Annotated in this window: 24 protein-coding genes and 3 tRNA genes; 18 read left to right on the top strand and 9 right to left on the bottom strand. The window is 70.0% G+C overall.

What is annotated here, in order from left to right; all coding sequences use genetic code 11:
• Positions 1-60 precede the first annotated feature (60 nt).
• A complete protein-coding gene (locus tag KNO15_RS14095) occupies positions 61-447 on the bottom strand; it encodes an SHOCT domain-containing protein (protein ID WP_241704382.1) in 387 nt (128 codons plus the stop codon).
• 262 nt (positions 448-709) lie between these two features.
• Between KNO15_RS14095 and KNO15_RS14090 the strand changes: the two genes are divergently transcribed.
• The 5 genes from KNO15_RS14090 (at position 710) to KNO15_RS14070 (ending at position 6,113) form a co-directional block, all read left to right on the top strand.
• Positions 710-1,951, top strand: a complete 1,242-nt coding sequence (locus tag KNO15_RS14090) for a cytochrome P450 (RefSeq protein WP_241704381.1) — start codon at positions 710-712, stop codon at positions 1,949-1,951.
• A gap of 12 nt (positions 1,952-1,963) precedes the next feature.
• Positions 1,964-2,815, top strand: a complete 852-nt coding sequence (locus tag KNO15_RS14085; RefSeq protein ID WP_241704380.1) for an alpha/beta fold hydrolase — start codon at positions 1,964-1,966, stop codon at positions 2,813-2,815.
• 23 nt (positions 2,816-2,838) lie between these two features.
• A complete protein-coding gene (locus KNO15_RS14080) occupies positions 2,839-3,237 on the top strand; it encodes a YybH family protein (RefSeq protein ID WP_241704379.1) in 399 nt (132 codons plus the stop codon).
• 56 nt (positions 3,238-3,293) lie between these two features.
• A complete protein-coding gene (locus KNO15_RS14075) occupies positions 3,294-5,216 on the top strand; it encodes a thioesterase domain-containing protein (RefSeq protein WP_241704377.1) in 1,923 nt (640 codons plus the stop codon).
• Between the two features lie 84 nt (positions 5,217-5,300).
• Positions 5,301-6,113, top strand: coding sequence for a PPK2 family polyphosphate kinase (locus tag KNO15_RS14070; protein ID WP_241704684.1), 813 nt, complete (start codon positions 5,301-5,303; stop codon positions 6,111-6,113).
• Between the two features lie 19 nt (positions 6,114-6,132).
• On the opposite strand, the gene KNO15_RS14065 is transcribed toward KNO15_RS14070, so the two are convergent.
• Positions 6,133-7,467, bottom strand: coding sequence for an isochorismate synthase (locus tag KNO15_RS14065; protein ID WP_241704376.1), 1,335 nt, complete (start codon positions 7,465-7,467; stop codon positions 6,133-6,135).
• A 124-nt stretch (positions 7,468-7,591) separates the two neighbouring features.
• Here KNO15_RS14065 and KNO15_RS14060 point away from each other — a divergent pair, with 124 nt between their 5' ends.
• The 4 genes from KNO15_RS14060 to KNO15_RS14045 are packed head-to-tail and all read left to right on the top strand — an operon-like array spanning position 7,592 to position 12,500.
• A complete protein-coding gene (locus KNO15_RS14060; RefSeq protein ID WP_241704375.1) occupies positions 7,592-8,818 on the top strand; it encodes a demethylmenaquinone methyltransferase in 1,227 nt (408 codons plus the stop codon).
• Positions 8,819-8,838: 20 nt separating this feature from the next.
• Positions 8,839-9,897 carry a polyprenyl synthetase family protein gene (locus tag KNO15_RS14055; RefSeq protein WP_241704683.1) on the top strand — a complete coding sequence of 353 codons (1,059 nt, stop codon included), beginning with the start codon at positions 8,839-8,841 and terminating at the stop codon, positions 9,895-9,897.
• Between the two features lie 18 nt (positions 9,898-9,915).
• On the top strand, positions 9,916-11,298 hold the full coding sequence (locus tag KNO15_RS14050; RefSeq protein ID WP_241704374.1) for an FAD-dependent oxidoreductase: 1,383 nt from the start codon (positions 9,916-9,918) through the stop codon (positions 11,296-11,298).
• Between the two features lie 38 nt (positions 11,299-11,336).
• Positions 11,337-12,500 (top strand): alpha/beta hydrolase, encoded by a 1,164-nt coding sequence (locus KNO15_RS14045; protein WP_241704373.1) that lies wholly within the window; start codon positions 11,337-11,339, stop codon positions 12,498-12,500.
• On the opposite strand, the gene KNO15_RS14040 is transcribed toward KNO15_RS14045, so the two are convergent.
• The 4 genes from KNO15_RS14040 to KNO15_RS14025 form a co-directional block, all read right to left on the bottom strand.
• The gene (locus KNO15_RS14040; protein ID WP_241704682.1) at positions 12,406-12,852 is read right to left on the bottom strand and encodes a YajQ family cyclic di-GMP-binding protein; all 447 of its coding nucleotides are present in this window, start codon (positions 12,850-12,852) and stop codon (positions 12,406-12,408) included. The two genes, KNO15_RS14045 and KNO15_RS14040, sit on opposite strands and share 95 nt — an antisense overlap.
• A gap of 85 nt (positions 12,853-12,937) precedes the next feature.
• Positions 12,938-14,104 (bottom strand): FtsW/RodA/SpoVE family cell cycle protein, encoded by a 1,167-nt coding sequence (locus KNO15_RS14035; protein ID WP_241704371.1) that lies wholly within the window; start codon positions 14,102-14,104, stop codon positions 12,938-12,940.
• The gene (locus tag KNO15_RS14030; protein ID WP_241704370.1) at positions 14,092-15,354 is read right to left on the bottom strand and encodes an LCP family protein; all 1,263 of its coding nucleotides are present in this window, start codon (positions 15,352-15,354) and stop codon (positions 14,092-14,094) included. Before KNO15_RS14030 ends, KNO15_RS14035 begins: the two co-directional genes overlap by 13 nt.
• Positions 15,355-15,624: 270 nt before the next feature.
• Positions 15,625-15,768, bottom strand: a complete 144-nt coding sequence (locus KNO15_RS14025) for a hypothetical protein (RefSeq protein WP_241704368.1) — start codon at positions 15,766-15,768, stop codon at positions 15,625-15,627.
• Positions 15,769-15,880: 112 nt separating this feature from the next.
• Between KNO15_RS14025 and KNO15_RS14020 the strand changes: the two genes are divergently transcribed.
• Both KNO15_RS14020 and KNO15_RS23145 read left to right on the top strand, forming a co-directional pair.
• Complete coding sequence (locus KNO15_RS14020; protein ID WP_241704366.1) at positions 15,881-16,096, top strand: hypothetical protein; 216 nt, start codon at positions 15,881-15,883, stop codon at positions 16,094-16,096.
• A gap of 78 nt (positions 16,097-16,174) precedes the next feature.
• Complete coding sequence (locus KNO15_RS23145; protein ID WP_278046538.1) at positions 16,175-16,504, top strand: helix-turn-helix domain-containing protein; 330 nt, start codon at positions 16,175-16,177, stop codon at positions 16,502-16,504.
• A gap of 62 nt (positions 16,505-16,566) precedes the next feature.
• Here KNO15_RS23145 and KNO15_RS14010 read toward each other — a convergent pair whose 3' ends face one another.
• On the bottom strand, positions 16,567-17,187 hold the full coding sequence (locus KNO15_RS14010; protein ID WP_308220446.1) for an ATP-dependent Clp protease proteolytic subunit: 621 nt from the start codon (positions 17,185-17,187) through the stop codon (positions 16,567-16,569).
• A 119-nt stretch (positions 17,188-17,306) separates the two neighbouring features.
• On the opposite strand from KNO15_RS14010, the gene KNO15_RS14005 reads away from it, so the two are divergent.
• The 3 genes from KNO15_RS14005 to KNO15_RS23350 all read left to right on the top strand — a co-directional run bounded on the left by KNO15_RS14005 (position 17,307) and on the right by KNO15_RS23350 (position 19,177).
• Positions 17,307-17,388: transfer RNA gene (locus tag KNO15_RS14005), tRNA-Tyr, on the top strand.
• Between the two features lie 77 nt (positions 17,389-17,465).
• On the top strand, positions 17,466-18,278 hold the full coding sequence (locus tag KNO15_RS14000) for an inositol monophosphatase family protein (protein WP_241704363.1): 813 nt from the start codon (positions 17,466-17,468) through the stop codon (positions 18,276-18,278).
• A 50-nt stretch (positions 18,279-18,328) separates the two neighbouring features.
• Positions 18,329-19,177 (top strand): M23 family metallopeptidase, encoded by an 849-nt coding sequence (locus KNO15_RS23350; protein WP_241704361.1) that lies wholly within the window; start codon positions 18,329-18,331, stop codon positions 19,175-19,177.
• A gap of 239 nt (positions 19,178-19,416) precedes the next feature.
• On the opposite strand, the gene KNO15_RS13990 is transcribed toward KNO15_RS23350, so the two are convergent.
• Both KNO15_RS13990 and KNO15_RS13985 read right to left on the bottom strand, forming a co-directional pair.
• Positions 19,417-21,198 carry a glycoside hydrolase family 13 protein gene (locus tag KNO15_RS13990; RefSeq protein WP_374113171.1) on the bottom strand — a complete coding sequence of 594 codons (1,782 nt, stop codon included), beginning with the start codon at positions 21,196-21,198 and terminating at the stop codon, positions 19,417-19,419.
• 151 nt (positions 21,199-21,349) lie between these two features.
• Positions 21,350-22,207, bottom strand: coding sequence for a pentapeptide repeat-containing protein (locus KNO15_RS13985; RefSeq protein ID WP_241704358.1), 858 nt, complete (start codon positions 22,205-22,207; stop codon positions 21,350-21,352).
• Between the two features lie 109 nt (positions 22,208-22,316).
• Here KNO15_RS13985 and KNO15_RS13980 point away from each other — a divergent pair, with 109 nt between their 5' ends.
• The 4 genes from KNO15_RS13980 (at position 22,317) to KNO15_RS13965 (ending at position 24,395) form a co-directional block, all read left to right on the top strand.
• Complete coding sequence (locus KNO15_RS13980) at positions 22,317-23,273, top strand: aldo/keto reductase (protein WP_241704356.1); 957 nt, start codon at positions 22,317-22,319, stop codon at positions 23,271-23,273.
• A gap of 152 nt (positions 23,274-23,425) precedes the next feature.
• Positions 23,426-23,497, top strand: a tRNA-Thr gene (locus KNO15_RS13975).
• A gap of 31 nt (positions 23,498-23,528) precedes the next feature.
• A tRNA-Met gene (locus tag KNO15_RS13970) sits at positions 23,529-23,602 on the top strand.
• A gap of 193 nt (positions 23,603-23,795) precedes the next feature.
• Positions 23,796-24,395: a TetR/AcrR family transcriptional regulator gene (locus KNO15_RS13965; RefSeq protein ID WP_241704355.1), complete on the top strand. Its 600-nt coding sequence runs from the start codon at positions 23,796-23,798 to the stop codon at positions 24,393-24,395.
• Positions 24,396-24,453 lie beyond the last annotated feature (58 nt).

Here is a 24,453-nt window from a genome sequence, read left to right as displayed (position 1 = left end):
AAGTCCATCGTGTCACGAGTTTCTTGTGGCGTGTCGCGCGTCACGTGCCGCGGTCGAGAATTAGAAGCGGTTTCCCAGTGCCTTGGCCTTCAGCGCGTCGAACTCGTTCGCGTTGATGATGCCTTTGTCGAGCAGCTCCTGCGCCTGCTGAATGTCGGCGGCAGGCGTCGCGGACGGGGTGGGGTGCGTGTAGTAGTCCGTGTCCTCCGGAACGGTCTCGCGCGAACGGGAGTTGCGCTCGGCCATGCCGCGACCACGGGCGATCAGGTACACCAGCGCGGTGAGCCACGGGACGAAGATCAGGAAGATCACCCAGACGGCCTTCCACCATCCGTTGAGCTTCTCGTCGCGGAACAGGTCGACCAGGATCGTGAAGAGGACCATCAGGTAGGCGACGAAGGCGAAAGCCCAGAAGATCAGCCAGAAGAAGTTCCAGAATCCGTTCACAACGAGCTCCTCTCGATTGCGCACAACGTAGCGGGGTGGGGTGGCGCCTGGCTAGTCGGCAGTGCGGCGAGCGCGGGTGCCGGTCGCTGTGGATGAGTTCGTGGGTGAGGTGCCTGCGTGTCTTCGCCGGCGGGATCGCGGGCATGCCGGTTCGTAGCCGGACCGGCGTTGCGACTCGCCCCGGATCGAACCAATCAGATGGATATCATCCAGCCAGTACGGTCAGACACTGTGTTTCGGATACCTGACGGTGGTGGCAACAATGGATTCCAATTCGTATGCCGACGACTTCGAGCCGGCGGACTTCTCTCTCAGCAACCCACGGATCATCCCCGACCCCTACCCCGCTTACGAGATCCTTCGGCAACGGGATCCCATCCACAACTCCCGGATGTACGGAGGGTCCTGGGTCTTCTTCGCCTATGAGGACGTCGTCACGATGCTGACCGACGACCGGCTGACCAACAACCGGTCGAACCTTCCGTTGCTGGCTCTCGCCCCCGAGCAGCGCGAGGAGTTCGCCGACCTGGTGCCGGTGCTCTCCAACTGGGTGGCGTTCTTCGACGGGGATGCGCATCTCCTGCGCAGGCAGCACATGAATCGCATCTGCAACCTGTTCTCGAAGGAGAGCCTCACGCCGATCATCGACCGCGCTGTGGACGAACTCCTCTCGACGTGGGGCGAGCGCGCCGACCTGATCGCCGACTTCTCGCGCCCCTTGCCGGCCATGGTCATCACTCAGCTCCTGGGTGCGCCGGTGACGGACCACGAGCTGCTCGCACGCTGGTCCGATGACATCGCCTACCTCTTCGGGGCCAGCGCGCTGACGGTGGACGACCTCCGGCGAGGTCGGAGCGCGGTCCAGCAGTTCGCGGGGTACCTCGGCGAGCTGGTCTCCCACTCGGTGCGTTTCGGCCACGACACGATGCTCGCGAAACTCGCTGTCGAAGAGTCGGGCGGATTTCATTTCGACGAGGCGGCAGCGTGCGCCCAAGGGATGCTGCTGATGTTCGCGGGATTGGAGCCCACCCGATACCTGATCGGCAATGCGGTGTGGGCGCTTCAGCACCATCCCCGGCAGCGGCAGAGACTGCAGAGCGATCCTGCCCTGTTGTCGAGCGCCGTCGAGGAGTTCCTCCGCTACGACACCCCGGTTCAATTCGTCGGACGGGCCGCGGCCCGTTCCTTCACCTATCGAGGCAATCGGATCGAGGCAGGGCAAGCCGTGCTGCTGCATGTCGGGTCGGCCAACCGCGATCGGGCGGTCTTCCCCGACCCCGATGAGCTCGACCTCGCCCGGTCCTCCAATCGGCACGTGTCCTTCGGTCGCGGGCCGCATGTCTGCATCGGGGCTCTCCTGGTGCGCCTGCAGGCCAAGGCCGCGCTGCGGGCGCTGCTGGAGAGATTCCCCGGGCTGCGCGTCGCCGACGATGTCGAGCCGGTGTGGAACAGCAACCTCGGATTCCATGGATTCACCTCATTGACCGTGACGACAGGCCGCTAGGAAAGGAATCTCATGAACGCTTCACGGAGCAGGACGGCCGGGTTCGGCGGTACGGAGCTGGCCGTCGTCGACTACGGAGGCGAAGGTCCCGGCATCCTTCTGCTGCATGGAATGATGGGCCGGACCTCGACGTGGGGTTCCACGGCGGAATGGCTCACCGAGTACGGGCACGTGGTCGGCTTCGACGCCCGCGGGCACGGATTGAGCGAGGCGCCGGCCGGGCCCTACGACCGCGCAGCTCACGTCGGTGACGCCGCAGCGGTGATCGAGTCGTTCGGTCTGTCGCCGGCCGTCGTGATCGGTCATTCGATGGGGGCGCTGACGGCGTGGCAGCTCGCCGGCACGCATCCCGAGCTGGTGCGCGGCGTGGTGATCGGCGACATGGCCGCAGTGGTGCCCGACGTGCAGGATCGCTGGGCTGCGTGGCTCGCGCACTGGCCAGTGCCGTTCGACAGCATCGCCGACGTGCGGGAGTATTTCGCGGGCGGGCACCTCGGAGAGTTCTTCATCGGCGATCACTCCGACCGGGTGCACCCGTCCGAGGGGGACTACTTCGTCGAGGTGGTCTACGAGGACGCCGAGGGCTACTGGCCGCTGGCGCGAACCGAGAACGTACTCGCCTGCCGCCAGCACTGGAACGATCGCGATCATTCCGCCGAGCTGGAAGCGGTTCAGTGTCCGGCTCTCGTGGTCGCAGGCGAACTCAGCTACTTTCCCGTCGACGGCTCGCGGCGAATGGCGGATCGGCTGCCCCGCGGAGCGTTCGTGGAGATACCGGGAGCGGGCCACGTCCTCCACTTCGACGCTCCTGCCGCTTGGCGCGCCGCGGTGGAGCCGTTCGTGAAGCGGGTCCTGTCCTCATGAGCTCCCCGTGGGAGGAGGAAACGATGGTGCAGCTGCGCGCGGCGGTGCAGAGGCTCCTCCGCGGCGACGGGAGCGCGTATCGCGAACTGTGGTCGCACGCCGAGGACGCGACGATGATGGGCGCCTACGGCGGTCTGGCGGCCGGGTGGTCGCAGATCGGTGCTGCGATCGATCGTGCCGCGCAGAAGTACGCGGGGTGGCAGCCGGAGTACAGCGAGCAGCTCATCGCAGCTCAGGCAGTCGGCGACATGGGCTATGTGATCCTCAGAGAACGGGTGGGCAACGGGGCCGGTTCGGATGCCGTCCGCTCCCGACGGGTCACGGTGCTCTACCGGAGGGAGGGAGACCGCTGGAGGATCTTCCACCATCACTCTGATCCGCTCCACGATCACGAACCACCGGAGCGGACCGGCACGGCATGAGCAGCTCCTCCCGTGTGCACCCCGGCGACGACGGGTGTCGCGGTTAGGCTGACCGCATGCTCAGCCAGCTGCCCCCTCGCCTCTGGCGGGGACGGACGGCCGCAGGCTGGACGGCGCTCGTGGCCGGGCTCGTCGTTGGCCTCCCTCTCGCCCTCGTGGCCGGCGTCGTGCTGCTGGCGGCGGGTGCCGCTGCGGCCGTCGTCGTCGCGGTCGTGAGCCTCCTCGTGTTCGCCGCCGAGTGGGCATGGTACGCGCTGCAGCGCACGCGGGAGCAGCCGTATCCCTTCCCCGCACCCGCGCCACGCCGGCGCCGGTCGCGCCGGACGACGCTGAGCGGCCTGTACCTGTCTGCGGCCCCGCGGCTCACCGGCGGGTTCGCGCGGATCGCGGGATGGCTGCTGGCGCCGCTCGCGCTCCTGATCGGCGTGGTGGGCATCGTGCTGCCGCGCTGGCGGGCGCGACCGTATCTCGCGGTGTTCACGCTTCCCGCTCTGCTGCGCAAGACGGTGGCGCTGGGCCGCAGGCGCGGGCTGCTGCGCGACGGGCACGACGCCGTGCTGCTCGGCTACGACGACCTCCTGCAGCAGCGGTTCCCGCTCCTGCACGACTTCCTGCGCTGGTGGGACGACCGCGGCGCCGGCGACGAGTACACGCCGTCGCCCGGCCTGGTCGACGTGCCGGCGGGTCTGCTCGGGCTCGAGCTCGGGCCGCGCCCCGACCCGCTCGGCATCCCGGGGCTCGCCGCCGGTGCGATGCGACGCCGGTCGGTGCACACGCTCCGCGACCTCCTGCTCAGCCAGCGCGAGATCGACGACCTCTGCGACCCCGACCTCGACGAGCGGATCGACACCGCGGTGATCCGCCTCGTCGAACGGGAGCACGAGGGAGTCCGGCACTGGATCGTGCAGTTCCCGAGCACGAAGTCGTGGCATCCGCGGCCCGGCGTCGCGCCGAACGACCTGACGGCCGACCTCGTGATCGGCGCGGAGCACGAAGCGACCATCACCCGTGCCGCCCTCGCGGCCATGCGCGAGGCGGGCATAGCGCCGGGGGAGCCCGTCGTGCTCGCGGGCTTCAGTCTCGGCGGCATGGTCGCCGCCCAGGTGGCCGCACGCGCGCACGCCGCCGGCTTCACCGTGACGCATCTCGTCGTCGCGGGCTCGCCGCTGGGGCGCCTGCCGATCCCCGCCGGCGTCCGCACGCTCGCGATCGAGCACGTCCTCGACCTCGTTCCGCGCATCGACGGCAGGGAGAACCCGGTTCGGCTCGACCTCGACGGCTCAGAGGTCCTCGTCACCGTCAAGGCGGGGCCCGCACTGTCCCCGGGGTTCCGGCTGGGAGCGCTGCACCAGGCGATCGCCTACGCCGACACCGCGGGCGCGATCGAGAACGAGCCGCCCGCCGGCGCGGTGGCCTCCCTGCTCGTGGAGCTCCGGCCGTTCTTCGGCGACGGGCAGACGGTGTACGACCGCTCGGCGTTGCGCGCCGGCGGCCTCCCCGCCCGTTCGGCGGTGCCGTTCTACCTTCACAGCACGGTGGAGGACGGGATCACGAAGGAAGCCCTGCGCCAGACACTGCGCCGCCTGGCCGGCGTCTACGCCGTCGATGTGTACCAGTCGCGGGGCGGCCTGGCCACGACGATCCTGTGGAGCGCCGACGCGCTGGTGCGGACGCTCGATCCGTGGCTGGCCGCCACTCGCCGGGTGGCGGTCTACCGCGGGCTGCTGTCGCTGCTCGGACGGCGCAGGGCCGTCGGCATCCACCTGCGTCTCCAGGCGCGCATGACGCCGGGCCTGGTCTGGGAGGCGACACTGCAGCGGATGCCCGACGGGCGCTGGCGCGAGACGATCGATGTGACGGTGGACGACCGTGCGAGCGCGGCCGACCTGGCACGGCTGTTCCCGGACGGTGTGAAGACGCGGGTGGTGCTGCACAGACCGGACGCGTTCGAGCCGGTGCTCGATGTCGCCGGTGTCTGAACCGGAGGCCGTACGATGGTGCGACCCGAGCGAGGAGGCCACGTGGGACGCGAGACGTACTGGGCAGAGGATCCCGATCCGCTGATGCGCGTGGGGGAGGGGTTCCGTCTCGCCGAGCAGGACACCGGCTCGACACCGGGCTTCTCTGCCGACAAGAAGGACGCGGAGCAGGCTCTCGACGACGGGGCCGCGATCCTGGCTGAGCTGCAGGCGCGGCTGTTCGCGGCGGGGATGCTGGGCGAGAAGCGCAGTGTGCTGCTCGTGCTGCAGGCGATGGACACGGCGGGCAAGGGCGGGATCGTCACTCACGTCGTGGGGCAGATGAACCTCGGCGGCGTGCGGTACGCGGGGTTCAAGAAGCCGACGCACGAGGAGCTCGCCCACGACTTCCTCTGGCGGATCTGGAAGCACGTCCCCGGTGCGGGCGAGGTCGGCGTCTTCGACCGCTCGCACTACGAGGACGTGCTGATCGGCCGGGTGCGGAGCCTCGCCGCGGACGAGGAGATCGAGCGGCGCTACGACGCGATCAACGCGTTCGAGCGCGAGCTCGCCGAGTCGGGCACGACGATCGTGAAGGTGATGCTGCACCTGAGCAAGGACGAGCAGAGGGCGCGGCTCGCCTCACGCCTCGACCGGCCGGAGAAGTACTGGAAGTACACCCCGAACGACGTCGATGAACGGCTTCTGTGGGACGACTACCAGGACGCCTACCAGATCGTGTTCGACCGCACCTCGACGTCGTACGCGCCCTGGTACGTCGTTCCGGCCGACCGCAAGTGGTACGCGCGTCTCGCCGTGCAGCACCTGCTCATCCACGCACTGGAGGAGCTGGGGCTGGACTGGCCGGAGCCCGACTACGACCTGGAGGTGGAGCGGGCGCGGCTCGCGGCCTCCTGAGCCCGGAGCGGCCCGCGTTTCAGCCGAACGCCTCGACGATCGGTCGGAACTTCATGGTGGTCTCGGCGTACTCCGCCGCGGGGTCGGAGTCGGACACGATGCCCGCTCCCGCGTACGCGGTCAGGTTGCCGGTCTCGTCGAGCTGCGCACAGCGCAACGCGATCGCCCACTCGCCGTCTCCGTCGCCGCCGACCCAGCCCACCGGGCCGGCGTAGCGCCCGCGGTCGAAGGGCTCCAGCTCCCGGATCAGCGCCACGGCCTCCCTGGTCGGGGTTCCGGCGACCGCGGCCGTCGGGTGGAGGGCGTCCGCCAGGTCGAGCGAGCTCGCCCCGTCGCTCAGGGTGCCGGCGATGTCCGTGGCGAGGTGCCAGAGGTTCGGCAGCTTCAGGGTGAACGGCAGGTCGCTCGCCGCGAGGTCGGCACTGTGCGGGCGGAGCGCGTCGAGCACGCTCGCCACGGCGAACCGGTGCTCGTCCTGGTCTTTGACGGATGCGGCGAGGGCGGCGGCCGATTCGTGGTCGCTCGCGGCGTCGCGGCCGCGCGACCGCGTGCCGGCCAGGACCCGCGCGGTCACCGTGCCGTGGTGCACTCGCACCAGCGTCTCCGGCGAGGAGCCGACGAGGCCGTCGACGGCGAACGTCCAGCAGTCCGGGTACCCGAGCGCGAGCTCCACGAGCGCACGGCGCACGTCGGACTCGAGCGGCAGATGGGCGGAGAGCTCGCGCGCCAGGACGACTTTCGACAGGTCGTGCTCGCGGATCTTGGAGACGGCCGTCGCGACCGCCGACCGGTAACCCTCCTCGTCCAGTCCGGCCGGAAGCAGGCTCAGGCGGTACTCGTCGCCGAACGCGATCGGCCGGGGCAGGTCGTCGGTCGCGATGATCGGGTGGCCCCCGCGCTGCGATGCGGACCCCGCACCGACGCCATCGCCATCCTCTGGTGCGTCGTCGACATCGTCCAGCCGCCGGATCCGCGTGATCCAGCTGCGACCGCCACGGCGTCCGAGGACGAGATCCGGAACGATCAGGACACTGGTGGCCGAGCTCTCGTCGTCGAACGCGAACGTGCCGAACGCGACCAGGCCCGTTCCGGGCGTGCGCACGCCGTCGCTGACCGTCGCCGCTTGAACGGTCTGCCGCCACGCTTCCGAGGCCCGCCGGATGCGGTCCGGCCCGCGGAACTCTAGCCGCAACGCCTCGCCGATGCCGGCGATCCCCTCGCCCTTGCGGATCCACACGAGCGGTCGGCGGGAGTCGAGGAAGGGGACGAGATGCCGGACGTCGTCGAGGGGGGTCGTCTCGACCGAGAGCGCCGTCACGCCCGTCACCCGGCGGGTGGTCGAGGGTGCAGTCACCGGACCAGCCTACGCCCGGCGCGCTGGGCGCCGGATGCGCGTGGGCTGGACATCCACTCCGCATACGGTGTAGCGCGCGCAGGCGTGGAATGCAGCGCATCACGCCGCAGCCTAAGCTGGTGGGGTGAGTAAGGCCGACCTCAGCAAGCAGCCCGCCCAGGTCGCCGCCATGTTCGATGAGGTGTCGACCCACTACGACCGGACCAACACCGTCCTCTCGATGGGCAATGCGACGCTCTGGCGTGTGGCGACGACGCGAGCCGTCGCGCCGCGCGCCGGCGAGACGATCCTCGACGTCGCGGCGGGAACCGGCACGTCGAGTGCATCGCTCGCGCGCAACGGAGCGAGCGTGGTGGCCGCGGACTTCTCGCAGGGGATGATCGAGGTCGGCAGGCAGCGCCAGGCGGCCAACCCGTTCATCAGCTTCGTGCAGGCCGACGCGACCGCGCTGCCGTTCGACGATGACACGTTCGACGCGGTGACGATCTCGTTCGGCCTCCGCAACATCGTCGACCCACGTGCGGCGCTCGCCGAGTTCTACCGGGTCACCAAGCCGGGCGGCCGCGTCGTCGTCTGCGAGTTCTCGCGCCCGCCGCTGGCGCCGGTGCGCGCCGGATACGCCGCCTACCTGCGCTACGGGATGCCGGTGCTCGCCCGGGTGGCGAGCTCCAACCCCGCCGCGTACGAATACCTCATGGAGTCGATCGAGGCCTGGCCGAGCCAGCCGGCACTCGCCGCGTGGATGCGGGAGGCCGGCCTCGAGCGGGTGGCCTGGCGCAACCTGACCGCGGGGATCGTCGCGCTGCACCGCGGCTGGAAGCCGCTGACCTCTCACGCGCCGACCCCGGCCACCACTCCCGAGACGGTGACCGCCTCTGAAACCGTGACCGCCCCCGAGGCGACGTCGGCCCCCGCTCCGAAGGCGTCGGCGACGAAGCCGTCTGCGACGAAGCGCAACGCGTCGAACGCCTCCGGGTCGTCGGCACGTCCGTCGAAGCCGGCAGCCGCGAAGCCCGCCGCTTCGAAGTCGACCGAGGGAAAGCCTGCGTCGAAGTCGGCCGCGAAGCCCGCCGCCGACCGGAAACCCGCCACCCCGAATCCCGCCACCCCGAAGCCTGCCGCTTCCGGGAAGCCTGCGGCCGCCGGGAATCCCGCGGCTGCCGCCAAGCCTGCCGCATCCGCCGGCAAGCCATCCGCCGGCAAGCCCGCCGCTGCGAAGCCGCGGCCCCGGCCCGCGGGCGATAAGCCTGCCGCCACGAAGTCGACGGACGGAAAGCCCGCCGATGGACGATCCGCTCGCGGCACCGGCTCCGAAGACTCATCGTCCGCCATCCCATCCGAGGGGGAGTAGTGCCACGAAGCGTTCCGGCTGTGCGGCGTCCCGCGTCGCTGACCAGCCAGCTCGGTCTCACCGAACGGATCTTCATCCGCGGTGAGGACCGCCAGGTCGCCACGGCAGTGGACGACGGTCTCGCGCTGGTCGAGGAGGCGCTTCACCGCGAGATGCGGTTCGCGGACAACCTGGCAGACGTCACCACCCGCTACCTGCTCGAGGCTGGCGGCAAGCGCGTCCGCCCGATGCTGACCCTCCTGACGGCGCAACTCGGCGACGGGAACACGCCGGGGGTGCTTCAGGCGGCGCAGGCCGTCGAGATCACCCACCTCGCGTCGCTCTACCACGACGATGTCATGGACGACTCGCAGATGCGTCGCGGCGTTCCGACCGCCCAGTTCGTCTGGGGCAACTCCGTCGCCGTCCTGACCGGAGACCTGCTGTTCGCGCGCGCGAGCAAGCTGGTCTCCGCGCTCGGCGAGCGCGCCATCCAGCTGCAGGCCGATACCTTCGAGCGGCTGTGCCTCGGCCAGCTCCACGAGACCATCGGCCCGCAGGACGGTGAAGACCCTGTGGCCCACTACATCCGGGTGCTCCAGGACAAGACCGGATCGCTGATCGCCGTCGCGGGTCAGATGGGCGTGGTCTTCTCGAACGCGGACCCCGCCTACGAGAAGCCCGTCGTCACCTTCGGCGAGAAGATCGGCGTGGCGTTCCAGCTGATCGACGACGTCATCGACCTGTCGTCGACGGGTGTCGCCGAGACCGGCAAGACTCCCGGCAACGACCTCCGGGCCGGCGTGGCCACCCTGCCCGTGCTCCGACTGCGCGAGCGGGCAGACACGGAGCCGGACGCGCGCGCCCTGCTCGAACGGCTGGAGCGCGACGTCATCGGCACCGCGGAGGAGGGCGAGGTGAGCCCTGAGGCCAGCGCCGCGATCGCGGCCCTGCGCGAGCACGAGGTGACCGCGCAGACTCTGGAGGAGGCGCACCGCTGGGCCAGGGAGGCCGTCGAGGCGCTCGCCCCGCTGCCCGACGGCGCAGTCAAGAAGGCGCTCGTGCGGTTCGCCGACACCATCGTCGAACGTTCGAGCTGACCCAGAAGGAAACAACGCATGACCAAACTGCGACTCGCGATCGTCGGCGCCGGCCCGGCCGGGATCTACGCTGCCGACATCCTGCTGAAGGCCGAGCGCGGCTTCGATGTCTCGATCGACCTGTTCGAGTCGCTGCCGGCGCCCTACGGGCTCGTCCGCTACGGCGTCGCGCCCGACCACCCACGCATCAAGGGCATCATCACCGCCCTGCGCGAGGTTCTCGACCGCGGCGACATCCGTATCTTCGGCAACGTGACCTACGGGGTCGACATCACACTCGACGACCTCAAGCGGCACTACAACGCGGTCATCTTCGCCACGGGAGCCGTTCACGACGCGGGGTTGGAGATCCCCGGCATCGAGCTCGACGGTTCCTACGGTGCCGCCGACTTCGTCAGCTGGTTCGACGGCCATCCGGACGTGCCCCGCACCTGGCCGCTCGAAGCGAAGTCGGTCGCAGTGATCGGCAACGGAAACGTCGCCCTCGACGTCTCGCGCATCCTGGCCAAGCACGCCGCCGACCTGCTGCCGACGGAGATCCCCGACAACGTCTACGAGATCCTCGAGAACTCGCCCGTCACCGACGTGCACGTGTTCGGTCGCCGAGGCCCGGCCCAGGTGAAATTCACCCCGCTGGAGCTGCGGGAGCTCGGCGAACTGCGGGACGTCGACATGATCCTCGCCGACGAGGACTTCGACTACGACGAGCACACGAAGGCGGCGATCGCCAGCAACAAGCAGGTCATGGTGATCGACCGGGTGCTGCAGCAGTGGCGCCAGCGCGAGGTCGGGTCGGCCTCCCGTCGCCTGCACCTGCACTTCTACGCCAAGCCGCTGGAGCTGCTGTCGGACGAGAACGGCCACGTGCGGGCGATCCGGTACGAGCGCACCGAGTCGGACGGCGAAGGCGGGGTACGCGGTACCGGGGAGATCCGCGAGCTCGAGATCCAGGCGGTCTACCGGGCCGTCGGCTACTTCGGCTCGCCATTGCCCGGGATCCCGTTCGACAAGAAGCACGGCATCATCCCGAACCACGAGGGACAAGTGCTGCGCACGGGGGACAACGAGCGGATGTACGGCGTGTATGCGACGGGGTGGATCAAGCGTGGGCCGGTCGGGCTCATCGGTCACACCAAGTCGGATGCGATGGAGACGATCAAACATGTGATCAACGATCAGGGCAACTGGTGGTCTCCCGCTGACCCATCCGAGGAATCTGTGGAGAAACTCCTCCGCGACCGGGGTGTGGAGTACACGAATCTCGACGGCTGGCACAACCTCGACGAGCACGAGCAGGCCCTCGGCGCGGAACGCGGCCGCGCCCGCGTCAAGGTCGTCCCCCGTGACGAGATGATCCGGGTGTCGAACGGCACTGCGGTGGAGGTCGGCGCGGCCGAGTAGGCCTCCCGCCGAGCGGTGCCTTCTGGCACGCTGGAGCCATGAGCACTCCGGTGGAATGGCGCCCCGACGTTCTCGGCGCCGGTTTCCAGCAGGCGACGCTCGCGCTCGCGCCCGACGCGGAGGGCGACGTCGTCGCCACACTCGTGCGCTACGAGCCGTGGCCGCGCCTCGCCGACCTGCGGCCCGGCCATCCGGCGGAAGACACCGACGTGCTGTACGTGCACGGCTGGTCCGACTACTTCTTCCAGACCGAGCTGGCGCGGTTCTGGCACGAGCAGGGTGCGCGGTTCTTCGCACTCGACCTGCGCAAGTACGGTCGGAGTCTGCGCCCCGGCCAGACCCCGGGCTTCGTGGACTCGCTGGACACCTACGACGAGGACATCGAGGCGGCGCTGGAGGCGATGGGCCACGGAGAGCACGAGCACCCGCGCCGGCCGCCCCATCGCAGACTGATCCTGATGGGCCACTCCACGGGCGGCCTGACGTTGAGCCTGTGGGCCGACCGCCATCCGGGACGCGCCGCTGCCGTCGTCCTCAACAGCCCGTGGCTGGAGTTCCAGGCGCACTCGACGGGCCGCGCGATGATCAGCCCGTTCGTCGATCTGCACGCTCGGCTCGACCCGAAGGCGCCGCTGCCGAACGTCGACTTCGGCTTCTACACCCGCTCAGTGTCACGCACGCTCGACGGCGAATGGGACTACGACCTGACCTGGCGGCCGGTCAGAGGCTTCCCCGTGCCGGCCGCATGGCTGACCGCCGTGCTCGCCGGCCACGCGCGGGTGGCGACCGGGCTCGCGATCGACGCCCCCGTGCTCACCCTGGTGTCGGCACGCTCGACACTGCTGCCGTACTGGACAGACGACATGCTCGACTCGGACATCGTGCTCCAGGTGCAGGACATCGCCGTGCGCGCGCTGAACCTCGCGCCGACGGTCACCGTCGCACGCCTGGACGGTGCGCTGCACGACGTCTTCCTCTCGCGACCCGCGGTGCGCGAGGCCGCCTACCGCGAGGTCGCGCGCTGGTTGCGCGGCGCGCTCAGCGCGAGCCGTCCGCTGCCAGCAGGCCCTCCCGGCCCACGCGGCCCGCTCGCCGCGAGAGGCCCGCTCAGCGGAAGTTCACGAACTGGAGGGCCACCTCCAGGTCGGCGCCCTTCAGGAGGGCCATCGTCGCCTGGAGGTCGTCCCGGCTCTTCGAGCTGACGCGCAGCTCGTCGCCCTGGATCTGCGATTTGACGCTCTTCGGCGCTTCGTCGCGGATCAGCTTGTTGATCTTCTTGGCCGCATCCTGCTCGATGCCGTTCTTGAGGCCGACCTCGATCCGGAACTCCTTGCCCGACGGATAGGGCTTGCCGGTGTCGAGCGACTTGAGGGTGATGCCGCGCTTGATGAACTTGGACTCGACGACCTCGAGAACGGCTTTGACCCGCTCCTCGGTGTTGGCCTTGAGCAGCACCTTCTCGCCGCTCCACTCCACAGAGGCGCCCACGTTCTTGAAGTCGTAGCGCTGCTCGACCTCCTTGCGGGCCTGGTTGACGGCGTTGTCCGCCTCCATCTTGTCGACCTTGCTGACGACGTCGAACGAGGAGTCTGCCACGATAACCGCCTTACTCTCGGTGAAATCCTCTGGTCCCTCGATTCTAGGGCGACGTGTTCATCCGCGGTGCGGAGTCCCTCGCCGCTGCCAGGGTCAGGCCGACGGCGACGAGGGAGGCGATCAGGGCCGTGCCTCCCGCCGAGATGAACGGCAGCGGGACGCCGAGCACCGGGATGAGGCCCAGCACCACGCCGATGTTCACGAACGCCTGACCGATGAGCCAGACCAGGATCGTGCCCGTCACGATGCGGGCCGTCGGGTCGGTGGTCGTCACGAGGACGCGCAGCAGCAGCCAGGTGAGGAGTCCGAAGAGGCAGAGGACGAGGAGCCCGCCGATGAGGCCCAGCTCTTCGCCGATGACCGCGAAGATGAAGTCGGTGTCGGCCGAGGGCAGCCAGGACCATTTGGAGCGCGAGTTGCCGAGTCCGACTCCCCAGAGTCCGCCGGTCGCCAGGGCGTAGTGCGCGTTGTCGAGCTGCCAGTTGACGTCGGGGTTGACCGCGCTCGTCCCGCCGAAGAAGGCCGAGATCCGCCCGCGCCGCGTCGCACTCGACAGCGCGACAGCGACCGCCGCGATCGCGCCGACCACGACGATCACCGCGAGATGGCGCAGCCGCGCGCCGGCGAAGAACAGGGCGCCGAGGGTGAACGCCGACATGATCACGGTCGTGCCGAGGTCACCGCCGAGGAGCACGACCAGGATGGCGCCTCCGGCCACGGGAAGGACCAGCTTCACGAGGTTCTGCCAGTCCTGCAACAGGTGCTCCCGCGATCCGAGGGCGAACCCGAGCCAGAGGACGAGCCCGATCTTGATCCCCTCGGACGGCTGGCCGGTGAAGGGGCCGATCCGCAGCCAGTTCGTGTTGTCGCCGATCTTCACGCCGAGCGGCGTGAGCACGGCGATGAGCTGCAGCAGGCAGCAGACGGCCAGCAGCACGAACGACGCCCGTCGCCAGAGGCGCAGCGGGAGTCGCGCGACGAGGAGCATCACGGCGACGCCGATGACCGCGAAGGTCAGCTGCGAGCCGAAGCGGGCGAAGAAGCTGTCCGAATCGAGGTGGGACTCGATCGACGACGACGAGAGCACCATGAGCACGCCGAACGCGGTCAGGAAGAGCGTCGTGGCGAGCAGCAGCACGCTCGTGGCGCGCGGCGATCGCAGGGCGGGGGCGAGCTGCAGCCGGACCGAGCCGGCGCTCAGTTCACGCACGGGATGGCGCCGGACTGCAGCGGCGTCGCGCTGTCGGTGTACGTGTTCGCCGGCAGCTCCGGGGTGGCCGGGTCGGTCGGTGTCGGCGCTGCTGTCGGGCCGGCGGTCGCGGGGGCCTCCGGCTTGGTGGTCGGCGGGTTCAGCACGGCGTCCACGATCGCCCGGATCTTCGCGAGGTCGACGATGTTCACCGACTTCCCGTCGATGCTTTCGTAGCGCTCCACCGGAAGCGTCTGGAAGTCGATGTTCCCTCCGGAGAGCCGCTGGGCCTGCGAGGCGAAGCTGAGCAGGTCGAGGCCGTCGTCGACGGCGATGTAGGTCTTCGCCGTGTCGATGAGGGACTGCAGGGTGCCGAAGTCGGTGAACGTCTTCGCCTGCCGGAGCTGGACGGCCAACGAGACGATGAACGCCTGCTGCCGCCTGGTCCTGTCGAGGTCGGTCAGCTCGAGATCGGTCGGGCCCGTGTCGCGGCGCTGACGCACGAAGCTCATCGCCTGGGAGGCGTCGATCTGCTGGACGCCCGCCTGGAAGTCGGCGCCGGAGAATCTGTCCTGCGTGGCGTGGTTCAGGCACACGGTGATCGGCTGGACCGCCTTCGCGATCTCGTAGAACGCGCCCATCGTGATCTCGACGAAGTGGTCGATGCGCACGCCGCCGAGGAAGTCGGAGACCGTCTGGATCTGGGTCTGCCGCGCCGCCGTGCGCGCCTGCTGGTACGCGTCCGCCTCGGCGACGCCCTGCTTGCGGAGCTCGCGGAGCTTCTCGTCCAGGGCGAGCCCGTACGCCTCCTTGATCTTCGATCGAGCGACGCCGTCCGGGGACCCGGAGAGGGACGCGTAGTCGTCGCGCGGGATCGAGATCCCGGAGGCCTTGCCGCCGTTCGCGGGGATGTGGATGAACATGAGGACGTTGGCGTTGTAGCCGCCGTCGGACTGGTCACCGGCCCGGATCGCGTCGTAGATCTCCTGCGGGAGCGGCTTGCCGTTCTGATCCACCCGGCTGTCCAGGCCCATGATCAGGATGTTCGACTCGCCGGTGTTCTGAGCCACACCAGGATTCGCCGAGCCCGTGGGCATCGTGACCGCTGATCGGCGGATCCCGTTGGAGAGGTCCACGTACTTCCACACGGCGACTCCGGCCGCTGCCACGAGGACGACGGCGACTCCTCCGGCGATGATCGTCGCGATGCGGCGCCGTCGGGGACTCGTACCAGGCCTCGCGTGGCGGGGTTCGGCACTCGGTTCGGTCACGGGCGCTCCATTCACTCGTTCCGGATCGACACCCGAGTCTCATCAGAGCAGCCTGGGATTCTCCGCAGGGCAGGCTGGGCCACGCGTCGTCGCAGAGTGCGGCAAACCGCTGGGCCACCCACGAATGGGGGTCAGCGCCGGCGGGCGGCGCGAACTCGTCCATGGCCAGGCAGGACGAGGGGAGCGCGGCGGTTCGAGGGGGCCGCAGCGGACCGATCGACCGTTCATGAGAGTTCTCTCAGGAAAGCGCTCAGGACGGTTGCGAGCGGTTCAGGCGGTCTTCTCCAGCTCGACGAAGTACGTGACGTGGCAGCCGTCGCCGAAGCACTCCGCGCAGAGGTCGATCTCTTCGCCGTGCTGGACGGGGTCGGCCCCTGTGCCATCGCACCGTTCGCAAATCTCCAATGTCCTCATGCCGACGATTGTGCGCTCACCCACCGACATCGACGGAAGGAGGAGGGGTGTGTCGCCGAAGTGGTACGGCGGTCCGATGGCAGGGCGGATCCGCTGCCGTAGCGTCGAGGGCATGCGGCTGGTCTACGATCCGGAACTGGACGTGGCGCTTCTCGTGGTCGACGAGGGCGGCGCGGCCGGGGCGCGCCACGCGGCGGTCGGCGGAGTTCCGGCCGGCTCGTACGTCGACGCGGAGTACGACGAGGGAGGCCGCCTCGTCGCCTTCGAGGTGATCGGGGCGAGGAAAGTCCTGCCGCCGGAGGTGCTCGCCCGCGCGGAACGCGAGTAGCGTCCGTCGCGTTCTGCTGTGGGCGGAATCGCGAAACCGGCAGGGTGCGGACGGCGGGGGTCGGCTTAGGCTTCAGGCATGTTGATGCGGCACGCGATCGGCTCGGTGCTCCGCCGGCTGCGGACCGAGCGCGGTGCGACCCTGCGCGAGCTCTCGGAGAGCTCGCGGATCAGCGTGCCCTACCTCTCCGAGATCGAGCGCGGCCGCAAGGAGGCGTCGTCGGAGATCCTGGCGGCGCTCTGCCGCGTGCTCGATGTGACGGAGCGCGAGCTGCTCTCGCAGGTGGTCGCGGAGTTCGCCAGGGTCGAGGTGCTGAGCCTCCTCCCGGAGCGGTCGCCCGCGACGGCGGAGTTCGCGGAGGAGCAGCTGGCGTCCGGTGTGCCGCACGCTGTGCTGCTGGCGGCCTGACCCCCGGCAGCCGCCCCACGCCCCCGCAGCCACCTGACGCTCCCGGTCGTCGCCGAGGGCGGTCAGCCGGCGAGCGCCCGCGTCGAGCCGATGACCTCGTCGACGAACCCGTACTCCCGCGCCTCGTCGGCCGTGAACCACCGGTCGCGGTCGCCGTCTTCGATGATCTGCTCGACCGTCTTGCCGGTCTGCTCGCTGGTCAGCTCCGCCATCCTGCGCTTGAAGTGCAGGATCTGCTTGGCCTGGGTCTGGATGTCGGCGCTCGTGCCGCCGAAGCCGCCGTGGGGCTGGTGCATCACGATCGACGAGTTCGGCAGCGCGTACCGCTTGCCCGGAGCGCCGGAGGACAGCAGGAACTGGCCCATCGAGGCCGCGAAGCCCAGCGCGACGGTCGCCACGTCGGAGCGGACGAAGTTCATCGTGTCGTAGACGGCGAAGCCCGAGGTGATCGAGCCGCCTGGCGAGTTGATGTAGAGGAAGATGTCGCGGTCGGAGGCGATCGAGTCGAGCAGCAGGAGCTGCGCGCAGACCTCGCCGGCCGACTCGTCGTTCACTTCGGTGCCGAGGAACACGATCCGCTCCTCGAGCAGGCGTTGCACGGGGGAGATGGTCTCAGGAGTGGTCATGGCGCCATCCTGCTGCCGCGCCCGTCCGGTTGTCGCGTTGTTCTGCCGTGTGCGAATTCGCGGGCGGCAGAAGGAGGGCCCGGGCCGGGTCCCGTCGATTTCGTGAGACGGCGCGCGCCGAGTATCCTTACATGGCGCCTTCGGACAGCAGCGGACTGCTGGTCGTGAGCGCGAACGGCGAGTTACCCAAGCGGCCAAAGGGATCTGACTGTAAATCAGCCGGCGTAGCCTTCGGGGGTTCGAATCCCTCACTCGCCACACTCGTAAAGGGGCCCGGTGCATCCGGGTCCCTTTCTTCGTGGGGGAGCTCCCCTCTGGTGTGCCAGGCTGGTCGCATGCCCTCCACGACCGAGCTGCTCGAGATCGCCGCCACCGTCGCCCGCCGTGCCGGTGCGCTTGCTCTGCAGAGGCGCCGCGACGGGGTCGAGGTCGCAGCCTCCAAGTCGACGATCACCGACATCGTGACGCGGGCCGATCGCGAGTCGGAGGACCTGATCCGGAGCGCGCTCGCCGCCGCCCGGCCGCGCGACGGGTTCCTGGGCGAGGAGTCGGACGCAGAGCCGGGGACCAGCGGGCTGACCTGGGTGGTCGACCCCATCGACGGCACGGTCAACTACTTCTACGACATCCCGGCCTGGGCCGTCAGCGTCGCGGTGGTGGAGGGCGAACCCGATCCCGCGACCTGGCGCACGCTCGCCGGGGCGGTCGTGAATCCGTCCACCGGCGAGGTGTTCACCGCTGCGGCCGGGGCCGGAGCGCGGTTGAACGGAACGCCCATCCAGGTGAACACCGGGGTGGACCTCCCGCTCGCCCTCGTCGGGACCGGGTTCGGCTACGACCCGGAGAAGCGCAGGAAGCAGGCGGCGTTCGTCACCGAACTGATCCCGCGGGTGCGGGACATCCGGCGCATCGGCGCCGCCTCCCTCGACCTCTGCTCGGTCGCCTGCGGTCGGCTCGACGCGTACTACGAGCGCGGGCTCAACCCCTGGGATCACGCGGCAGGAGCGCTCATCGCTCAGGAGGCCGGCGCGCGACTCGGCGGGCTCGGCGGCTCTCCCGCCGGCGCGGACCTCCTGATCGCGGCGGCCCCCGACCTGTTCGAGCAGCTCGACCCGCTGGTGCAGGGGTACTACTCGCACTGGGAGTGAGGCGGCCGCCTCGATTGGTGAGGCGGTTACCGTTTCGTTATATTGGGTCGGTGCGCCGCGAAACCAGACCTCGGAACGGTATCCGCGCACCCCACGGCGCCGACGCCCCGCTGACGCGCCGGGAGGCCCGCCGGCGTGAGGAGCTCGAACAGCGCGAGCGGGAGGCCAGGTCGCAGTCTCCGCGATTCAGCCGGGGAGTGAGCCTGCTCGCCATGCTGTCGGTGCTGGGGATCGCGGTCGCGACGACCGTGCCGGCGATGGCCCTGCTCAGTCACGACGACGTGCGAGCCAGGAATGTCACGGCCCACTTCAGCAGTGCTCCCGCGACCGAAGGCGAGATCCAGGCGCTCGACAGCGTCACCTCCGCCGAGAACGAGGCGATCATCCGCGACAGCGGCGCAGCCACATCGGGCGAGCAGCTCGCCGCGCTGCGCTCCATGCGGATCGCCGACACCTTCCGCAACAACCCGGCGGGGGCCGTCCAGTGGCCCTTCCCGGTCGGCGTGCCGATCAGCGACGGCTTCGGGTACCGCGTCGCACCCACGGCGGGCGCCTCCACCGACCACCTCGGCGTCGACTTCACGCCGGGCGCCGGGGTCCCCATCCAGATCATCGCCGACGGGGTGGTCCGGGAGGTCGTGGCCAGGGACGACGGCGGCTGCGGCGTGAACGTCACCATCGATCACATGATCGGCGGGCAGCTGATCAGCAGCAAGTACTGCCACATGCAGACCGGATCCGTGCGGGTGTCCGCGGGCCAGCGGGTCGCCGTCGCCGACATCGTCGGGCGTGTGGGCAACACGGGAATCTCGACAGGGACGCACCTGCACTTCGAGATCCGGCTGAACGGCACGGAGCCGGTCGACCCGGTCGCGTGGCTGAAGGCCAACGCGAGCTGACCGGATGAGTCGGCGGAGGAGATCCCCTGCCACGGGCTCAGGATCCCCTCCGCCGACCGACCCGAGATCGCGATCGGGCCGGACGGTCCTCCGGTGACTGCGCGCGCCGTGTCGCCTTCAGGGTCGCGGAGGACACCTGGTCAGACGCACGCGCGCCGAAACGATAACGGAGGGGATCCATCCCGGGATGGATCCCCTCCGCCGGTGACGCGAGACGTCTGTGCTCGAGGGCGGCCGGGTCAGACCAGCCACACGGTGGTGTCGCGCGGGAGCATCCCGTCGTCGAGAGGACCGCTCGCGAGGACGACCGTGCCCTCAGGCAGCGGCAGCGGAGCTGCGCCGAAGTTCACGGCGACCGTGACCCCAGCGGTGCGGAAGACCAGGGCGCCCTCTCCCGCGTTCGACCACTCGAGCTCGCCGAACGCGAGGTCGTGCTCGCGCCGCGCGGCCAGCGCCTCCTGGTACATCGTCAGGGTCGACCCGGGCACGCCCTGCTGCGACGACCGGGTGTAGGTCGCCCACGACGCCGGCTGCGGCAGCCAGCTCTTCGGGCCGGGGCCGAAGCCGTACGACGGGTCCGTGCCCTCCCACGGGATGGGGACGCGGCAGCCGTCGCGGCCGTAGCGCTCGCCGTTCGTGCGGAACCAGGTCGGATCCTGGCGGGCGTCGTCCGGCAGGTCGATGGCCTCGGGGAGGCCGAGCTCCTCTCCCTGGTACAGGTAGGCGGAGCCGGGAAGCGCGAGCATGAGCGCGGTGGCCGCACGCGCGCGGCGCAGGGCGAAGGCGGTGTCCGGGATGCCGGTCGACTTCGGGCCGATGCCGTGGCCCTGCAGGTTCTCGCCCTCCAGGGCGAGACGGGTCGCGTGCCGGACCACGTCGTGGTTCGACAGCACCCACGTGCTCGGGGCGCCGACGCTGCCGAACACGGCGATGGAACGGTCGATCACCGCGCGGAGGGCCGCGGCGTTCCACGGCGTCTCCAGGTAGCCGAAGTTGAAGGTCTGCTGCATCTCGTCGGCGCGCACCCAGTTGGCGAGCTTCTCCATCGGCTCGACCCAGGCCTCGCCGCACAGCACGCGATCGCCCTCGTATTCGTCGAGGACCGTGTGCCAGTCGCGGTAGATCGCGTGCACGCCGTCCTGACCGAAGTACGGCGGCGTCACCGGCTCCTGCTCGGCGTGGGCGCTGATCTCCGGCTCGAGGACGATGCCGCCCGTGGTGGTCGCGACCGGTCCACCGCCCATGCTGCCGACGTTCGCCGGCGGCGTGTAGTCGGGGAGGCCGGTCTCCTTGACCATGCCGTGTGCGACATCGACGCGGAAACCGTCGACGCCCCGGTCGAGCCAGAAGCGCAGGATGTCACGGAACTGCTCCCAGACCCACGGGTTCTCCCAGTCGAAGTCGGGCTGCGACTTGTCGAACAGGTGGAGGTACCACTGGCCGGGGGTGCCGTCGGCCTCCGTGATCCGGGTCCACGCGGGGCCGCCGAAGATCGACTCCCAGTTGTTGGGCGCCTCGTCGCCGTTCGGGCCCTTGCCATCGCGGAACAGGTAGCGCGCGCGCTCCGGACTGCCCGGTGCAGCGGCCAGCGCCTCCTGGAACCAGACGTGCTCGCTCGAGGAGTGGTTCGGGACGATGTCGATGATGACCCGCAGGCCGAGGCCGTGCGCCGTCTCGAGCAGCGCGTCGAAGTCGGCCAGCGTGCCGAAGCTCGGGTCGACGTCGCGGTAGTCGGCCACGTCGTAGCCGGCGTCGTTCTGCGGAGACGTGTAGAACGGGGACAGCCACACAGCGTCGACGCCGAGCTCGCGCAGAGCGGGGAGGCGGCGGGTGATGCCCGGCAGATCGCCCATGCCGTCGCCGTCGGCGTCGGCGAACGAGCGCGGATACACCTGGTAGATGACGGCGGAGCGCCACCACTCGCGGCCGGGAGTGCTCGGCGTCAGCGTGCGGGGGGATTCGGAGGTCTGAATACGGATCACCTGTCTTGGGGACGGACGGGAGCACCGGAGCGGACGCATTGCGTGAGGAGACGGCGGCGCCGGCCTGCCTCGCACGCCGCCGCTGCGGCACCGGGATCGGCACGCCGTCGTCGGCGCATGCGAGCCATGCTAGCCCTATCGACTGGGCGGCGGGTGTCCGCGGGGTTCTCGGGCGACGTGCCCCGCGGCGTCAGGTCCAGTGGGAGGGCCGGCGGAGCGCGGCGGGGAGGCGGGTGCGGGGGTCGCCCTGGGCGGCATCCACCTGCGGCTGCGTGAGGTAGATCGCGCCCTCGAGGTTCGCGCCGTGAAGCCGTGCGTCGCGGAGGTCGGCGCCGATCAGTTCCGCGCCGGCGAGGTCGGCGTCGCGGAGGTCGGCGGCGATCAGGAGGGCGCCGCGCAGCTCCGCGCCGCGCAGGTCGGCGCCGCGCAGGTCGGCGCCGAGGAGGTCGGCCCCTGGCGTCAGACGTGAGCGCGGGACGCGGAGGCGGGCGCGGCGGTCGGCCTGCCGGCCGGATTCCCGGGTGAGGCGTGCTGCCTCGCGCAGGAGCACCGCGGCGGGGTCGCGGAGCGCGTCGACATCGAGCTGGAGGATGGCGTCCGGCGCCGCGTCGGCGGCGGCCGTGACCTCGTTCCAGGAACTGCGGAGAGCCGGGTGGAGGGGCGCGGCGGCCGGCATCCCGAGTGCCTCGCGCAGGTACCAGAGCAGCTCGTGCAGCTGGCGGACGATCGGGAAGACCGCGAACATCCCCGCGCGCACCGGATCGCCGTCGCGCCAGTCGGAACCGTCGAAGGTGTGCTGCGTGACGTGCTGACCGGCCCCGAAGCAGTCGAAGACCGTGCACCCCTTGAATCCGCGCTCGCGCAGTCGCGGGTGGATGCGGCAGCGGAAGTCGTCGGCGAGGTTGACGCACTCCTCGCCCGCCGCCTTGTCGAAGGCGAAGTCGGAGGAGCGCGCGAACGCGAGCGCGACGCAGCAGAGTCCGGTGCAGGCGGCGCAGTCGGCGGAGAGCACGCGCTCGGGCGATGGCGTCGTGAGGGATCCGGACATTCCTCCACAGTAGAGCCCAGCCTTCACCTCTCCACATCTTCGGTCACAAACGGAATAGCGCCAGGGCCGCCGCGTTAGCGTGAGGAGACAGCCACGAAAGGATCACGGAATGACTTCTCCGCGCCGCGCCATCGGAACCTCCGACCTCCACGTCTTCCCACTCTCGCTGGGTGGGAACGTGTTCGGCTGGACGGCCGACCGCGACACCTCCTTCGCCGTGCTCGACGCCTACACGGCGGCCGGGGGCAACTTCGTCGACACGGCGGACGGCTACTCGGCGTGGGTGCCCGGCAACACCGGCGGCGACTCGGAGCGCATCCTCGGCGAGTGGTTCGAGGCTCGCGGCAACCGCGACGACGTGGTGCTCGCGACAAAGGTCAGTCAGCACCCCGACTTCAAGGGCCTCGCCGCCGACAACATCCGCCGCGCCGCGGACGCTTCTCTGGAGCGCCTGAAGAGCGACCGCATCGACCTCTACTACGCGCACTTCGACGACGAGAGTGTTCCGCTGGAGGAGACTGTCGGCGCCCTGTCGGGTCTGGTCGACGCCGGCAAGGTGCGCGCCATCGGCATCTCCAACTACTCGCCGGAGCGTATCGAGGAGTGGTTCGCGATCACCGAGCGCGAGGGCCTCCACCGGGCCGTCGCCCTGCAGCCGCACTACAACCTGGTCGAGCGCTCGTACGAAGAGAAGTACCGTGCGCTCGCCGAGCGCGAGAACCTGGGCGTCATGCCGTACTTCGCGCTCGCCGCGGGGTTCCTGACCGGCAAGTACCGCGACGGTGTGACCGTCGAGAGCGCCCGCGCGGCCGGAGCAGCGAAGTACCTCGACCAGACCGGCCACAGCGTGCTCGCCGCCCTCGACGACGTCGCGGCGGCCCACGGCGCCTCCGTGGCGACCATCGCCCTCGCCTGGCTCGCCGCCCAGCCGACGGTCACCGCACCGATCGCGAGCGCCCGCACGCTGGAGCAGCTTCCCGACCTCCTCGCCTCGGTCACCGTCGAGCTCACCCCTGACGAGCTGGCCGCGCTGGACGGCGCCTCGGAAACCGCCAAGGCCGCGTAGCCGACGCCCGACGCGGCGGCGCCCCGAGTGCCGCGCGCGCTCCGCGCCGACGGGTTTTCGGGGGGTCCGGGTGGTACGAAGCACCCTCGCGAGGATGGTATCCTCGTACGGTTGCCGAAAACGGCCCGGACTTCTCCGGATGCCCCGGCTTCGCCCCCTTAGCTCATTGGTAGAGCACTTCCTTGGTAAGGAAGAGGTAGTGGGTCCGATTCCCACAGGGGGCTCCGTCTCCCGGTCGCGACGACGGGAGGCCCCGGCGGGGTAGCTCAGGTGGTTAGAGCACACGGCTCATAATCGTGGTGTCGCGGGTTCGAGTCCCGCCCTCGCTACATAGCTCGAAAACACTGGAAACGGCGGCTGATGATCAGCCGCCGTTTCGTGGTTCATCGGCCTATTTCACAGTTACGTCGAGTCGGGCATCTGGCTGCACGCGTCGGGCCCGTCACGTGATGAGTTGTTCCTGCCGAGCTCCGCGGCGGAGCGGCTAGCATCGGCTGAGAACCCGGAAGGAGGTCGCGGCGCATGGCGGTCGACTCCTCACCGATGCGTCGTCCCGGCGGGCGCAACCGCGATGTCACCGAGCGGTTGCTGGCGGCGGCGCTCGAGATCCTCGCCGACAAGGGGATCGATGGGCTGCAGTACGAGGAGCTGGCCTCTCGTGCTCAGGTCGGTCGGGCCACGGTGTACCGCCGATGGCCCAAGCGGGATGACCTGGTCCGCGAGGTGCTCGGGCGGTTCGCCGAGCTCTCGGTGCCGATCGACGACACCGGGGAGATCGTGCGCGATCTGACCGCCTTCCTGCTCGCGTTCGCCGAGGCCGCTGCGTCCGCCAGCGGTCGTGCGATGCTGCAGCTGCTGCTCGGTCGCGCGGACGACTCCGACGAGGTGCACCGCCTCGGCCGGGAGCTTCTGGACCGCCGCACCGACGACCTCCAGCGCCGCCTCGATCGCGCCACCGAGGCGGGGCAGCTCCCGCCCACCGATGCGCCATTCGTCAACATGATGCTCGCGGGCCCCGTGCAGTGGTTCGTCCTGCGTCGCGCTCGCCCGTTCACCCGGGATGACGCGCACGAGATCGTCGAGCTCGTGGTGACCGGTTTGTGGCGGCAGGGCGCCGATTAGAGGCGGGAAACTTCGGGTGTTGCCCGCAGAGTGCGCGTTCCCTGCGGGATCCGCCCCG

The organism is Leifsonia shinshuensis (genome assembly GCF_022606355.1).
GTDB lineage: Bacteria > Actinomycetota > Actinomycetes > Actinomycetales > Microbacteriaceae > Leifsonia > Leifsonia shinshuensis_B.
The sequence above is the reverse complement of the archived record's forward strand: the minus strand, read 5'-3'. Positions and strand labels throughout refer to the sequence as shown.

Bases quoted from the DNA above. Each gene is read 5' to 3' on its own strand.
- KNO15_RS14090 (WP_241704381.1), top strand. From the start codon at position 710: ATGGATTCCAATTCGTATGCCGACGACTTCGAGCCGGCGGACTTCTCT.
- KNO15_RS14085 (WP_241704380.1), top strand. From the start codon at position 1,964: ATGAACGCTTCACGGAGCAGGACGGCCGGGTTCGGCGGTACGGAGCTG.
- KNO15_RS14080 (WP_241704379.1), top strand. From the start codon at position 2,839: ATGGTGCAGCTGCGCGCGGCGGTGCAGAGGCTCCTCCGCGGCGACGGG.
- KNO15_RS14075 (WP_241704377.1), top strand. From the start codon at position 3,294: ATGCTCAGCCAGCTGCCCCCTCGCCTCTGGCGGGGACGGACGGCCGCA.
- KNO15_RS14070 (WP_241704684.1), top strand. From the start codon at position 5,301: ATGCGCGTGGGGGAGGGGTTCCGTCTCGCCGAGCAGGACACCGGCTCG.
- KNO15_RS14050 (WP_241704374.1), top strand. From the start codon at position 9,916: ATGACCAAACTGCGACTCGCGATCGTCGGCGCCGGCCCGGCCGGGATC.
- KNO15_RS14045 (WP_241704373.1), top strand. From the start codon at position 11,337: ATGAGCACTCCGGTGGAATGGCGCCCCGACGTTCTCGGCGCCGGTTTC.
- KNO15_RS14040 (WP_241704682.1), bottom strand. From the start codon at position 12,852: ATGGAGGCGGACAACGCCGTCAACCAGGCCCGCAAGGAGGTCGAGCAG.
- KNO15_RS14025 (WP_241704368.1), bottom strand. From the start codon at position 15,768: ATGAGGACATTGGAGATTTGCGAACGGTGCGATGGCACAGGGGCCGAC.
- KNO15_RS14020 (WP_241704366.1), top strand. From the start codon at position 15,881: ATGCGGCTGGTCTACGATCCGGAACTGGACGTGGCGCTTCTCGTGGTC.
- KNO15_RS23145 (WP_278046538.1), top strand. From the start codon at position 16,175: ATGTTGATGCGGCACGCGATCGGCTCGGTGCTCCGCCGGCTGCGGACC.
- KNO15_RS14000 (WP_241704363.1), top strand. From the start codon at position 17,466: ATGCCCTCCACGACCGAGCTGCTCGAGATCGCCGCCACCGTCGCCCGC.
- KNO15_RS13990 (WP_374113171.1), bottom strand. From the start codon at position 21,198: ATGCGTCCGCTCCGGTGCTCCCGTCCGTCCCCAAGACAGGTGATCCGT.
- KNO15_RS13985 (WP_241704358.1), bottom strand. From the start codon at position 22,207: ATGTCCGGATCCCTCACGACGCCATCGCCCGAGCGCGTGCTCTCCGCC.
- KNO15_RS13980 (WP_241704356.1), top strand. From the start codon at position 22,317: ATGACTTCTCCGCGCCGCGCCATCGGAACCTCCGACCTCCACGTCTTC.
- KNO15_RS13965 (WP_241704355.1), top strand. From the start codon at position 23,796: ATGGCGGTCGACTCCTCACCGATGCGTCGTCCCGGCGGGCGCAACCGC.